The sequence below is a fragment of the Nanhaiella sioensis genome, assembly GCF_046557775.1.
GTDB classification, from domain to species: domain Bacteria; phylum Bacillota; class Bacilli; order Bacillales; family SM2101; genus Nanhaiella; species Nanhaiella sioensis.
The window spans coordinates 1,061,317-1,075,289 of sequence record NZ_JBKAEG010000001.1 but is presented as its reverse complement, the minus strand read 5'-3'; the positions used below and the strand labels follow the sequence as shown (position 1 = coordinate 1,075,289).

Below are 13,973 nucleotides of genomic sequence, written 5' to 3'. Positions count from 1 at the left end.
TGCTCCCCTTAAGGTAGACAGATTAAAAAATAAAATCTGATTACCTTAAGGGGGCTTTTTTATGTCCAATAAATTTTTCTCTATTGAATTTAAACATGAAGTGGTGAGGGCATATAACAACGAAAACTTCACTCTAAAAGAGCTAACAACAATGTACCAAATTCCTAAAAATACTATTTATAAATGGGTAGAGCGATTTGAGAAAAGTGGAATTGATGGGTTAATTGACTCTAAAACATGGAAAAACTACTCCAAAGAATTAAAGGAAGCTGCAGTTAAAGATTATTTGTCAGGGGAATACTCTCAACGTGAGGTTGTTCGTAAATATGAAATTTCGAGTTGTTCCGTCCTTGAGAAATGGGTTTACAAGTATAATAGTCATAGTGAATTAAAAGATACGAAACAAGGAAGGACAAGGACTATGACTAACGGAAGAAATACGACTTGGGAAGAACGGATACAAATTGTAATGGACTGTTTAGAGAATGGCAAAGATTATCAAACAACAGCTGAGACCTACAAGGTCTCTTATCAACAGGTGTACCAATGGGTTAAGAAGTATGAAAATGGTGGAGATGAAGGACTTAAAGATAAACGTGGAAAAAAGAAAGAAGAAGTAAAGCTAACTCCAGAAGAGAAGATTGAACTCCAGATGAAAAAGCTAGAAAGAGAAAATGAGCGCTTACGTGCGGAAAATTTATTCTTAAAAAAGTTAGAGGAAATCGAAAGGAGGCGAAAGTAAGCTGCATTCGATATGAAGACAAGTATATTGCCATTCAGGAACTTAATGAAAGCAAAGGCCTGAGTATTCTATTGCTTTGTGAAGTGGCAGGTATTACGAGAGGTGCTTACTATAAGTGGCTGAAACGGAAGCCTTCGGCACAAGAACTTCAGAACGAAGAGATTATTAAAGAAATGATGGTTCTACATAAGAAGGTCGATGGGATATATGGATATCGTCGAATGACGTTAAATATCAATCGGAAATTTGATGAGAACTTTAATTACAAACGTATTTATAGACTAATGAAGGTAGCCTGCATACAGTCTGTCATTCGAAGAAAGAAAAATTCTTATAAGAGCTCTACTCCTCAACATGTCGCAGAAAATGTGTTAAATCGCGAATTCACGGCAGAAAAACCGAATGAAAAATGGGTAACGGACGTAACGGAATTTAAATATGGAGCATCAAAGAAAGCTTATTTAAGTGCTATTCTCGATCTATATGATGGCTCAATTATTAGTTATGTTTTAGGGAATTCGAATAATAACCTTCTTGTGTTTAATACTCTTGACCGAGCGATAGACCAACTGAACGGGGATTATCCACTAATACATAGTGACCGAGGATTTCAGTACACATCTAAAGGGTTTAAACGAAAAATAGATGCCGCTAAGATGACACAAAGTATGTCGCGAGTAGGTCGATGCATTGATAATGGACCGATGGAATCTTTTTGGGGAGCACTGAAATGTGAGAAGTATTATTTAAATAAATATGAGAACTTTGAAGAATTATCTCAAGCCATAGAAGACTATATACATTTTTATAATTATGATAGGTACCAAAAACGATTAAATGGCCTTAGCCCTATGGAATATAGAGCTAAAGCCGCTTAAGTGACTTTTTATTATTTCCGCTGTCTACTAGACAGGGGGCAGTTCAAACTGGCTAACCTTATATTACGATATGGCGCAATTCTCTAAGGGATGCGCCTTTATTTATGATTTGGGCCATTATCTTGATGATTTGAAATCGAGATAAATTGATATGTGTTAGTATTGAGTAAAGTTATTCGAAAAATATGAAGGATAGTAAAACGTAAATATATTGTATAGATACTATTGTTTATGTAGACTAAGTAAGAGTTACCTATTAAACAAAAGGGTCATATTGAGAATTGTCAAGAGAACAGAATGAGTAATTCAAGAAATTAATGTTATTTACACTTGCTACGGGGGATACTTATGAAAACTCACTATTATCTAGGTTGGTTTAATAATTTTTTTCCAGAGAATCTGGGCAGGGCTTTACAAGAGGATATAACTGATAGAAAATCGCTTGTTATGATTAGTTCGAATCCATCTTCTTATGAAGATGATGGTGCTACTGAGCGATCGTGGCTTGACCAGGCCGGCATTATATTTGATGAATATCATTTAATTAATTATCGCGTACAGAAGGAAGATGCCCAAACGTTAATTCAAAATGCTTCAGTCATTTTCTTGTTGGGTGGAAATATTATTAACCAAAATGGTTTTTTGATGGAATATGAACTGTCGGATTTGATAAAAAAAAGCAGATCCGTTGTGATGGGAGCAAGCGCTGGTGCAATCAATATGTCCGCTAAATTTTTATGCTCGAAAAACTTTGGAGATGAAATAAGCTCTGTTTTTGACGGAATCGGCCTTGACGATTTTTCCGTCCGGGCTCATTTTGATCTTGAAAATAACTTTGCGCTAGTTCAAAGTGAACTGTCTCCCTTATCGGAAGAAATAAATATTTATGCGTCAAACAAAGATTGCGCTGTACGTACAAAGGGAGACAAAATTGACATTTTTGGCAATGTATATTTAATTTCCCACTCAAAGATTCAGAAATTGGATGAGACCCTCTAGTTTTGGTGAATGGCTATGGCTTAATTGTGTTAATTATTTTATGAAATACTTCTATTTTTAAATTTTGTGAAGGAAGACTACGCAAGTTAGGATTGTTTCTTCGTTATCCAGAAAGTATAGATTTGCAGAAAGGTCTTCAGCTATTTGGCGCTTTTCAGAAGTAATACTGAAAAGCGTCTTTCTTTATGTTTTGAGTAATCTAGTTCAAATCAAGATATTTTAGTAACCACAATGGACGTTATAGTTACAAACTAGCTAAAAAAAGGGCTTTCAAAGCTCATAAATGTACTTTTAGAAGCATATTCTTTTTTCTGCTTTAATTATAATCTTAGGCGTACATTCTACTTTTACGACAGTTTCTTGTGAATTATTTAACTAATGGCTGTTTAGCCAATATACATACCCTTCTGTAATTCACCTGCAGACCATCTTTTAGTCCATTACAATATATCCAATATTTATGGTCATTATTTTTATCTAAAAAAATTGGAATTAAATAGTATGGTGAAACGGAAAGGGTACCCTCAAATTCCCCCTAAAGTTGAATATAGCCTAACGGATAAAGCAAAATCACTTTTACCCGCTTTAGAACAGTTATGTGAATGGGGAATTAAAAACCATGAAAGGTGAATACATAACGAAAATGCACCTGCTGTTATTACAGCAATAACAAGACAATGTATGGATTTTTCCTTTCAAACGTATGAACTTGGCTTTCTCTTTTAGTGATATCCAGTCCCATGACTGGATCCATAATATATTACTTCTTATAATTAATTTGCCGGTAGTCCCTTAACATAACGTGTAGTTTAATAGCTTCGCTTGTTATACCCCGACCAACCTCAAAAACATTTTTACATGTAGGGGAGAGCAGTATTGCCGACGGGATCTAGTCCCAATGGCGCTAGCGTTCTACCTCGACTACCTTAAGATTAATACCTATTAAAAATAGGTCAACTAGAAATGTTACTAGCTGACCTCATAATACGATATAGTGCTGTTCAGTAATAATACTAAGAGCGTCTTTTTTTATGTTTGGCTCTTTTCGTAAAGGTTATTGCTTTTGAGGATGACAAAGATTAATTTACTTTTTATGGTATTATATAAGCAGAGGCTTTTTCAGCTTAAGAGAGTTTACATGATTAAAAAATATATTAGTTAAATTCTATAAGAGGTGAAAATTTGACAAAAACCTTTACGGTAGTGCTGCTATTTTTCTTAGTATTCTTTGGATTTATTGGATTAAGATTTGGAAGTGCGTTAACTCAAGAAGGCAATCCAATCCCTTATTTATTTGCAATTAGTAAATATGAGATATCCAATAACGAATATGAAAAAGTGTTAGAAAAAACAAACCAAATAAGATATATATCTGGATTTGAAGAAAAGTATCCATTAGGTAGGGTTAAAGAATTTATGAAAACTAATGGGTGGGAATTTAAGGACCAGGTGGGTTCGGGACTTATATTTAAGAAAGATAAAGTAACCATCACCATTGAAACACGACAATATTCCAAGCATTATTTTATTTGGGATATCCCAAAAGAAATATTAAGCTAACTGGACTTTAACAGCATGCATGCGGAGTTTGCGGATTTATGAGTAAATGTAACTCTTTAAGAAGTGGAACTATCTATGCTTGATAGAACACTGCTTTACTTAGACCGTGTTTATTATTACGACTTGAATGTTCAGAAATTGAGGGAATGCTAAGTTAGGAGATAGATGTCATGCACCCTAAAGAAGCAATTGAGTTAATGGTTGTAGGGTTGTGCCTTGTTACAATCGTAATTATCTCATTCCTTTTAACAGGTAAATGGAGAAAAATTTGCTGGTCATTAGCGTTAGCTGTATTGGTTGCATATTGTATATTTTTTGTTATACGTCCTTTTTGGATTGATGCACAAATTGAAAAGAAAGTAACATTATTAAGACCATTCTTAGAACAACATTATCCAAATGAAGAATGGGTGATTTCAACAGTACCTCATCGTGAAGACGGTTTTAAACACTTAAACCCATACTATATTGGTGTTGTTTTTGAGAGTGAACCAAATACTATCTATAATTATTGGGTAGAAAGTAAGAGTAATATCTACCAAATTAGTTTTGAGACAGACAACATGTTAGATGAATTAGAACATGTAGAAAAAAGATAAATAATATTGAGTAATAGATTATATAATATCTTCCACCATCTAGAGCAAGAAGGTAGTAAAGTCTAACTGGACTACCTTATGTATAGTTACCTATTAAGGAAACACAAGTGATATTGTGTTTATAATTTAACACAAACCATACAACAAGTGGAACTACTATAGGTGAGGGGAAACTTAGTGTAATTTCCGTAATTTATAAAAATTAAGGAGAAGAGGAAGATGCTAAATATATTAGGACTTGTATTTATATTTATAGGGGTATATACGGTCATAAATTCATCAGATATGGGAACAGTTTCAAGCTTCATGTTTAAAATGGGAGCCATATTCACTATTGGTGGGGCAGTATTGGTTCTTGGTCCACTTTTATATCGTAGGTACTTGAATATGAAAAGAAGAAAATTGATGGTAGCTGGAAAGCATGTGCTAGCAGATGTGACAGGAGTTGGGATTAATTATGGTATCAAGTTAAAGGGCTTTGGTGCTTGGAATATAAGTACAGGGCAGTCTCCATATCAGATAGTAGCAACATGGACTGACCCAAACACACAAAAAACTTATGAATTTACTAGTCAGAATATATGGAAAAATCCATCCAGATACCTACCCATACAAGTAGATGTCTACATAAATAGAAGACGGCCTGAAAAATCACATTATATGGATGTTAATTTCCTAGAAAGGTCATTCTTAGCACTACCTAAGTCTGATGTTAAAAGCAACCTTATTTGGATTGCCATCCTTGGATTTATGCTATATCAATTTATGATGATGATGAATGGGATTTAAGAAACTCTAAAAGGTTTATAAGAATCAACATTTACCACTCAAGGGAAGAAACTATTTGGATTAATCTTTTTTTTAAAAACATGCTTCTTTTTGTTAGAGATAATATTAAAGTTTGTGAGTTGTTTTGATAATAATTTACTCCAGAATAACAGGTGACCGAGTAGCCCATCCATATACATAAGCATATAGCATACACAACTTACACTATAGCTGAAGTTGACCAAATTCCATTTCCACTTTATTAAAGGTTAAAAGATTAGTAAGATATTAGTTCCAGTTCTTCAGAAATGAGAATGGGAACTTTTTTGTTTATATAATCAGGAATCTACTTTACGGTATATCGTAACTTAAATTTTGTTAAGCAATTTCTTTCTAAAACCTTTATTGTTTCCGTTTTAAAAATAATTGGCTCAAATTTATTCAACAATATGGCGCATCCCTTGAATATGAAAAGAACTCAATTACCAAAATAATTAGGACTTTGGCATAGAAGTAATTTATAAAATTCTACTATTGTTGAATAAGACTACTAAAAAGTGTCCATACTATTGATAGATTAAAAACTAGCAAATGGGAGAGTGATTGATTATGTTACTGTTAGAGGCTTGGGAACGTTATCAATCTGATAAAAAGATTGAAGGCTATTCTACATTAACTATTAAAAACTATTCTTTTCAACATAATTTACTCCATCGATATTTCGGAGACATAGAAATGAATAAATTTAATACTGAAAATCTAAAAAAGTATTTGATTGAGACTGGGGAAAATTTAAAGGCTTCAAGTTTATGTCATAGAATTAGATATATCAAATCACTGTTTAATTGGGCTTTTGAAGAAGGTATCGTATATAAAAATCCAGCTTCAAAACTAAAAGAACCGAAGGTAGGTAAAAGAATCCCTAAATTCCTATCTGAGCAAGAGATAGAACTCTTACGTGAATCATGTCATACATCGATGGAAAATGCGTTATTCGAATTTATGTATTCTACAGGCTGTCGGATTGGTGAAGTAGTTAAATTAAATAGGGATGATATAAATTTTTCAAGTAAGTCAGTGTTTGTTATGGGTAAGGGAGATAAAGAAAGAGAAGTGTACTTTAACGTAAGATGTGACATTTGGTTAAAAAGATATTTAGATGAAAGAGAAGACGATGATCCAGCATTGTTTGTGACCGAGAGAAAACCAAATCATCGTATGAGTATTGATCTCATGAGATATATCATCAAAAGAATATCTAATCGCGCAGGAATTAAAAAGAATATTCACCCTCACCAATTACGACATAGCTATGCAACACATATGATAAATAATGGCGCTCCAATTGACTTGATACAAAGCTTATTAGGTCATGAGAAAAGTGAAACAACAAAAATATACGCTCAATTAAGTGGGGAATTAAGGCATCAATTTTATAGTCAGTATTTTTAAGAAGAGGACAAATGATAAGTTCTCTTTTTTTCGTGAGAATTTGTGATGATTTTTCTTTTTAGGGCCTTTTAATGGAATAAGAATTCTTGAAAAAGTGCACTTATATATTAATAATTTATGTTAGTTGGATAACAATGGGTTTGAAAACCATACCTTTTCAGTTTTAATCTGTAATTATTCCATTTTTCATTTTGATCTTCGGTAATAAAGCTTGCTTCGATAAGACCTTCAGATGATTATGATAGCTTTGGTTAGGGTAGGTCACCAAGTTTTTTAGAAAAGTATCACTCACAAAGTTCCTTCCTTTACATTAACTCATAAATAACTTTTAACCTAATTTGATCTAAGAGAGCTTTAAACCTTATTTCGTTCATTTTAGAGGTAGTTTCGATGTTCGTATCTACCAAAGGTTCCCCCTTGACCCCACCTCTTATTAATCGGAAAAATTGATTTTTATAGTGGTGCTAAAAAGTAATGTTAGGAGTATTTTCTTTTGTTCTTTCTTGCTAATACTCCAAATAAGAGATTATGATCTTAGTTCTTCAGCATAGATAAGACAGTCGGTAATAATCGCTTCGGTTGAGGTTGCTTGTACTCAGGATAAATAGCAACTATGCCAAGAACTAAAGATATAAATTTGAAAGTATATGAATGAAGAGATTTCTTGAGCGAATTCCGTGGGATTCTTTTTCATCACAATACAATCAATATATCCTTCACCAACCTGTTTGACTTTATAGAACAAAAATAAAGCTTCTAATTGGGAAATAAGTGCTTCTTTGTTTTCGCCTAGATATTTCATGATTTTTATCCTTCTAAAAACATTTCTTTTAAAATTTTCTACTATCATTCCATTTTTAAAAAACAACCTGTATGGTTATGTTTAAAAAGAGCTCATCGTATAAACATGAAGAAATCTTAAGAAATTCTTCATTATGTTACAAAGAAAAACGTAAGATTTGAATGCTATGCTAGAAAAGTAAGAGAACATGAAACGTTTCTACAAAACATAGAAAACGAATCAGTTAGGAGGAAATGTGTGTGACAGAGACTAACCAAACAAAAATGACCCCCTTGATGCGATTCTCCATCGTGGGGTCGTTACTCATATTCACGATTATTTTGATCTATACGTCCATTGATTTGGTTCGGTATATGAAAGAAAATCTAAGTGATTCTTCCATTAACTGGGTAGAATCCATTGCTTTGGGTGAAGACATCGGAATCAACTTGGTAACGAGAAATGATGGAAGCACCGAAATGGAAGTCGTAAACGGGGAAATGAAAGAAGTATTCGAAGTATCCGATCAAGATGAAGACATTACCTTGTTTCCGAGCGAATCATTAGGGATATTGGGTGTAATCACAAACGAACAAATTGAACAAATTTCGGTCAATGATTCTAATGAAAAAATATCCATAAATGATTCCAATGGAAAGATCCAGTTCTATTTCTATGAAGATTATATCTTCTTTTATTCAACCGAGAAAGTAGACGAACCTGTTATCATCAAAGGATTTTCCGGCGAAAACGTATTGGTTGGTGAAACTCGTTCTTCATAATCTACGAAAAAGGAGTCTTAATCATGCTTTTAACATTAATTAGTGAAGTGGGATATCACGGCGCCGTCGGGGCCTTTGTTGCGTATTTGATCGGTCGTCGTTATCTTCCGGAAAAGAAATTGTTTCTTTTTATGTTTTTAGGAGTCATTGCGGGGATTGCCCCTGATTTGACTTTGATCTTTGAATTTGCAGGAGGGGTTCTTTCAAGTATCACCGATTTACCTGTTTTGGAGTTTTTAGGAGTACGTTTGTATTTCATGGGTCATTCGATATTTGTCGCACCAGCTTTTAGTTTAGGGATAGCGGTTCTGATCCGTCCTATTTTTCCTGAACTGACATTGAAGATCCGTTGGATGTCAATGTTTTTTTCTATCGTAATTGGGCATTTATTTATGGATTTTCTAGATAATGGATTGCCTTTATTCTTCCCAATAACATATGATCGAGATATTGGTTTAAACGTATTAAACGGGAGCGATGGGTTCCTTGTTCTTTCCTTTAGCGTTTTATTTGCACTTATTCTGGTTCTTCATAAAACGGGAAGGCAAAAATGGGCCCCAAAACTCATTATAGTCGGAGTTGTTCTGCTGGCTTCCTATGGAGGGGTAAGGGAGATGTCGAAAACTCAAATGACAAAGCAATTGTCTGAACAATACCCTGGTGATAAGGTCTACATTGAAGCGGGAAGCGGAAATCCTTTCTCAAGCCGGTTATGGCATTATGAAATCAGGACGAATTCCGATGATTTTATCTTTATCATTTATGGTGAAGGATCTTTCTCGAACCTGAATGAATCAGAACAAGAACGACTTTTCTCAACAGATAACGGGTATACGCTATTACTAAGAAAAATAAAAATCGAAGATCAATTGTATTTAATAGGAATTCCTTATAATATCGATGAGTCTAGTTATAATTTTGATGTTGGAAAAGAAGACTTGCTTGTTTATGAAGCGGAAGAAGAGTCCGAGGAACTAAAAAGGATAGAAGGAGAAGAGAAAGACAGTCTTTTAAACGAACTACCTTCTCTCTCTAACGAAGCGATCCTTTTTGAAAAACAAGATGTCACCATCAAGGGCATCGATCCGATAGAGGAATGAAGACAAAAACGCCTCAAAAGGCGTTTTTGTTGATTTAGTCAAAAATAAAAATGACTTGATATAAGTTTAAACTATAGTAGAGATAAGTGGAAATGAATATAAAATTAAGTTAGAAAGGGATTTATCCTATACTGACATTAATGATAATGTGTAATTAGTAGTGTTTAAAAATTTTTAAGGTTGGGGTGCATACACATGTCAGTTAGTATGTAGAATAGAAATTTTAGTAACATGGTTTAAATTAAACTTAATAGCAAGAAAGTTTCGGACTTTTTAAAAATAGAAATCAGTAATACTAGGTAAGAGTTCTAATGGCGCTAATCTGAAATACAGATAGTCGTCACTTATTATTTTTGACAATAAATAAGTAGCTTAGCTCCCGTTGACCTTATTAACATAGATATTCGCATATTTAAGTTACGTTATATATATTAGTCTAACCTTCTATTGCGAATAACCATACACATAAAGTAAAAACTCTAGAAGGTGAATTTTTAATGAAAGAAAAAGGTTGTAAGTGTAGAGGTGTTCCACCCCAACTTCATGGACCACCAGGGAAACCTGGGCCACAAGGTCAGATGGGAATGCAGGGGCAACCAGGGCCGCAAGTAGAGAAGATTTATTTAGCTACAAATCAACTTGTTGGAGATTCTTCCTTCATAGGACTAGGTACTGCCGGGGGTTTCATTAATAATAATATGTCATATCAGAGGATGCAATCATTACAAGACTCGTATTTAGTACTCGTAATAATACCTTACTGGCAGGGGACACTGTAACATGTACAATTTTTAAAGATTATAATACTTGTGCTACTGTTCTCCCTCTGGAAACACCAATTTCAGCAACGGTAATGGGGCCGAGTCCAGGTGCAATGTCTTTTTTTATATGCTTTTTCAGTTCGGTGTTTCCTTAATATTTATTTTAATTATGTGATTTGTTCTATTATCAAACATGCTATCAACATACACACCGAATTGTATATTGTTAGTTTTTAACCATAACTTGAACTTTTCGACTGAAGCATTATCTAGATTTTCTCTACCTGTATGTAAATAATGAATGATCCTTGAATTTGGATATTTTTCTTGTGCCTAGAACCCCCTATTTTTCGTAAGATTAAATAACCTTATCTGCCCGAACGCTACTAACAGGGATTACAGCAAGAGTTTGAAAAAATAGCAGATATGTTTTTGAATTGGTGTAAGAGTACTGGTAAAAAAAGAATCTATTTAGTTTCTCATGATGGAACAATAACTTCATATAGACAATTTATTACTGAAAAAAAAACTATCTCGAAATGATTTTCCTAGAGAGGTGGCTGGTTAAAAGTTAATTGTTAATCTTAAACCATAAATCTTGAGGACCTAAACTGCTTTGAATACTGAGTTAATTTATCTAACGGAAAGTAATTTTATAAGTATCCCGAATTCAAGTTTTCGGCTTCGGCGCTTTTATATGTAGAAGGATGAGTACCACAAGCTACCAACAGTAGGATATTTAGATACTACTGTTGGTAATTGACTAGTTACGATTGTTTTGATATTTCAACCATTCTTTTATTTCATTCATAAGGAACATTTTCTTATCAGCAATTTCAATATATGGTAGAAATCGATATGTATCATAACTAGTTAACTGTCTTTTTAAAACTGTGTCTGCGATAATAATATCTTTTAGTTCATCTTCAGAAATATGTAGATATTCAAGTAATTCAGACTGAGTCAATAAATCACTATACTCTTCTTTTTCTAGATCATCTTTTTGAGTAGAATTAGAGACTATGTGAGCACTCCAAACTATTGATGAAGAAAAGATTAAAACATATAGCAGATATAAGAAGTATTTTTTATTTTCCATAAATTACAGTAGATGTACTACTAAGCCCCCTCTATCCTAATATACATCATCTATAATATCATAATAAGGTTACAATAATAACATTAATAAACTCAATGATTAAAATTAGGAAATTAGAGTTTCTTGATGTTTTTTCTGGACCTGACTTTTACTTAAAGTTACCTAACGGAGATGAAATATATTCGATAACTGCTGTTTATTTAACTTCTGAAGCAAAAGGGAACATTGAAATTGATAAAACAGAGTCTATAGATTTACACTATTTTCATATAAATGACTTACCAGAAGGATTAAATGAGGCAAATTACAAGTATATAGAAGCGTATCTAAAAAATAGATAGTAGCAAGATAATAAATTCATGGCATCAAAACGTTCAGCGATTATAAGCATGATATGCAAAAAAATACTTTGACAAAAATACCTTATACTCTAGAATATGCCAAACATATATTAAGGGGATGAATATGAAAATAGACCGTATGCTGACAATCATTGTTATATTACTTAATAGAAGTCGAATATCTGCAAAAGAACTTGCGGAAAAGTTTGAAGTTTCAGTTCGAACGATTTACAGAGACATTGAATCTATTAATATGGCTGGTATTCCGATCATATCATACTCTGGGAATAATGGTGGTTTTGGTATTAAGGAGAATTATAAATTAAACCATCAGTTGCTGACACTAAACAATTTGTGTTCCATACTTTCAGCACTTAAAGGTGTTAACTCTACATTTGAGGATGTTGAGCTTGAATCATCCATAGAAAAACTGCGAAATATTATTCCACAGGATAAAATTCATCATCTTGACCTGCATATGGAGCAAATTATAATTGGTATGCAGCCTTGGGCATACACCTCAAAACAAAAAGAACTGGTCAAAAATATCCGGAATGCTATCACTCAAACACAATTGATTACAATTATATATAGAAACTATACAAACGAAACAAGTACAAGGCAGATAGAACCGATGTCATTAATCTTTAAAGGTTATACATGGTATCTGTTTGGCTATTGTCACTTAAAAACAAATTTCAGGGTATTCAGGATTTCACGCATTATTGACTTGCAGGTTGAAGATGTACTATTCAAGCGTAGGGAAAAGTCATATCAAGAAATTGAAGAGGCATCAAAGAAGCAGGTCTCCTTAACTAGCATTACATTAAAATTCGTACCCCAGGTGAGGTCCCGAGTTGAAGATATTTTTGACAAAGAAAATATTGAAATTCTGAACACAGGTGAACTGATTGTGACTGCACACTTTCCAGAGAAGGAATGGTATTACGGATTGATATTCAGTTTTGGCGAACACGTCGAAGTGTTAGGTCCTGAAAGGGTACGCCAAGCTGTTGCATCTAGAATAAAATCAATGCTTGAAAAATATCAGTAAATTATTTTTTCAAACCTGACACGCTAGTGTCACACCACTATGCTACTATGCTAACTGTAACAGTCTTTTAGTACAGTTGTATAGGAGGAAATATGATGATTAATAAAACTGATTTTCCCAAGCCTACCCTTATTTCAGTCAACGGTGTGGAACTCGAAGTCTTTGAAGCTGGACGACAAAATATAGGAAAACCTATTGTACTCTGTCATGGTTGGCCAGAGCATGCCTTTTCTTGGCGTCATCAGGTGCCCGCCCTTGTCGCAGCGGGCTACCATGTCATCATCCCAAACCAGCGGGGATATGGCAACTCATCCCGTCCGAGCGAAGTGACAGACTATGACATTGAACATTTGTCGGGTGATCTCATCGCACTTCTCGATCACTACGAATACGAAGATGCCACCTTTGTCGGTCATGATTGGGGTGCAATGGTCGTTTGGGGGCTGACCTTATTGCATCCGAACCGTGTAAATAAAGTGGTAAATTTGAGCTTGCCTTACCAAGAGCGGGGAGAAAGACCCTGGATCGAATTCATGGAAGAAGTACTTGGTGACGACTACTATTTTGTTCACTTCAACCGACAGCCAGGTGTCGCAGACGCTATATTAGAAGAAAATACATTCCAGTTTCTTCGGAACATTTACCGGAAGAACGAGCCTCCTAGAGCACCTCAGCCAGGTATGGCGATGATTAATCTTGCTAGAGCAGAAAACCCACTCGGTGAACCCATAATGAGCGACAGCGAATTGGCTGTTTTCATCTCTGCCTTCAAATCAACAGGCTTCACGGCAAGTATAAATTGGTACAGGAACCTTGACCGCAACTGGCGCATATTGGCGGACGTGAACCCAATCATCCAACAGCCTGCACTTATGATCTATGGCGACAGGGATGTGATCCCGAAGTCTAAAAAACTAACTGAGTTCGTGCCTAATGTGGAAGTGGTCAATCTGGATTGCGGTCATTGGATCCAGCAAGAAAAGCCGAATGAAACAAACCAAGTGATTTTAAAATGGCTGGAACAATGGGAGATGTAATTTTTTTCAACAACCAAGAA

The 13,973-nt window shown here is 34.3% G+C and carries 13 protein-coding genes and 2 pseudogenes; 13 read left to right on the top strand and 2 right to left on the bottom strand.

Features of this window, described 5'->3' with window-relative positions; all coding sequences use genetic code 11:
* The first annotated feature begins 61 nt into the window (after positions 1–61).
* The 10 genes and pseudogenes from V1503_RS04965 (at position 62) to V1503_RS04920 (ending at position 10,440) form a co-directional block, all read left to right on the top strand.
* Positions 62–1,620 (top strand): IS3 family transposase gene (locus tag V1503_RS04965; RefSeq protein WP_410624677.1). Its coding sequence is split into 2 segments (ribosomal slippage): positions 62–704 and positions 704–1,620, totalling 1,560 coding nucleotides; the frame shifts between segments, so codons are not numbered across the junction.
* Between the two features lie 348 nt (positions 1,621–1,968).
* Positions 1,969–2,619, top strand: a complete 651-nt coding sequence (locus V1503_RS04960) for a Type 1 glutamine amidotransferase-like domain-containing protein (protein WP_410625272.1) — start codon at positions 1,969–1,971, stop codon at positions 2,617–2,619.
* Between the two features lie 477 nt (positions 2,620–3,096).
* Positions 3,097–3,249 (top strand): annotated as a pseudogene (locus V1503_RS04955) (winged helix-turn-helix transcriptional regulator); the annotation flags it as partial.
* A gap of 552 nt (positions 3,250–3,801) precedes the next feature.
* Positions 3,802–4,179 carry a hypothetical protein gene (locus V1503_RS04950; RefSeq protein WP_410625270.1) on the top strand — a complete coding sequence of 126 codons (378 nt, stop codon included), beginning with the start codon at positions 3,802–3,804 and terminating at the stop codon, positions 4,177–4,179.
* A 170-nt stretch (positions 4,180–4,349) separates the two neighbouring features.
* Positions 4,350–4,778, top strand: a complete 429-nt coding sequence (locus V1503_RS04945; RefSeq protein ID WP_410625268.1) for a hypothetical protein — start codon at positions 4,350–4,352, stop codon at positions 4,776–4,778.
* 219 nt (positions 4,779–4,997) lie between these two features.
* Positions 4,998–5,567, top strand: coding sequence for a hypothetical protein (locus V1503_RS04940; protein ID WP_410625267.1), 570 nt, complete (start codon positions 4,998–5,000; stop codon positions 5,565–5,567).
* 588 nt (positions 5,568–6,155) lie between these two features.
* On the top strand, positions 6,156–6,998 hold the full coding sequence (gene xerA, locus V1503_RS04935; protein WP_410625265.1) for a site-specific tyrosine recombinase/integron integrase: 843 nt from the start codon (positions 6,156–6,158) through the stop codon (positions 6,996–6,998).
* 1,041 nt (positions 6,999–8,039) lie between these two features.
* The gene (locus V1503_RS04930) at positions 8,040–8,561 is read left to right on the top strand and encodes a hypothetical protein (protein ID WP_410625263.1); all 522 of its coding nucleotides are present in this window, start codon (positions 8,040–8,042) and stop codon (positions 8,559–8,561) included.
* Positions 8,562–8,584: 23 nt separating this feature from the next.
* Positions 8,585–9,661: a metal-dependent hydrolase gene (locus V1503_RS04925; protein WP_410625261.1), complete on the top strand. Its 1,077-nt coding sequence runs from the start codon at positions 8,585–8,587 to the stop codon at positions 9,659–9,661.
* 497 nt (positions 9,662–10,158) lie between these two features.
* Positions 10,159–10,440, top strand: coding sequence for a hypothetical protein (locus V1503_RS04920; protein WP_410625259.1), 282 nt, complete (start codon positions 10,159–10,161; stop codon positions 10,438–10,440).
* A 117-nt stretch (positions 10,441–10,557) separates the two neighbouring features.
* Here V1503_RS04920 and V1503_RS04915 read toward each other — a convergent pair.
* Positions 10,558–10,740, bottom strand: a pseudogene (locus V1503_RS04915) (DUF3889 domain-containing protein); the annotation flags it as partial.
* 445 nt (positions 10,741–11,185) lie between these two features.
* The gene (locus V1503_RS04910; RefSeq protein ID WP_320259671.1) at positions 11,186–11,389 is read right to left on the bottom strand and encodes a hypothetical protein; all 204 of its coding nucleotides are present in this window, start codon (positions 11,387–11,389) and stop codon (positions 11,186–11,188) included.
* A 227-nt stretch (positions 11,390–11,616) separates the two neighbouring features.
* On the opposite strand from V1503_RS04910, the gene V1503_RS04905 reads away from it, so the two are divergent.
* The 3 genes from V1503_RS04905 (at position 11,617) to V1503_RS04895 (ending at position 13,953) form a co-directional block, all read left to right on the top strand.
* On the top strand, positions 11,617–11,862 hold the full coding sequence (locus V1503_RS04905) for an NUDIX hydrolase (protein ID WP_410625257.1): 246 nt from the start codon (positions 11,617–11,619) through the stop codon (positions 11,860–11,862).
* A gap of 124 nt (positions 11,863–11,986) precedes the next feature.
* Positions 11,987–12,916, top strand: coding sequence for a helix-turn-helix transcriptional regulator (locus tag V1503_RS04900; RefSeq protein WP_410625255.1), 930 nt, complete (start codon positions 11,987–11,989; stop codon positions 12,914–12,916).
* Positions 12,917–13,011: 95 nt separating this feature from the next.
* Positions 13,012–13,953, top strand: a complete 942-nt coding sequence (locus tag V1503_RS04895) for an alpha/beta fold hydrolase (protein WP_320259678.1) — start codon at positions 13,012–13,014, stop codon at positions 13,951–13,953.
* Positions 13,954–13,973 lie beyond the last annotated feature (20 nt).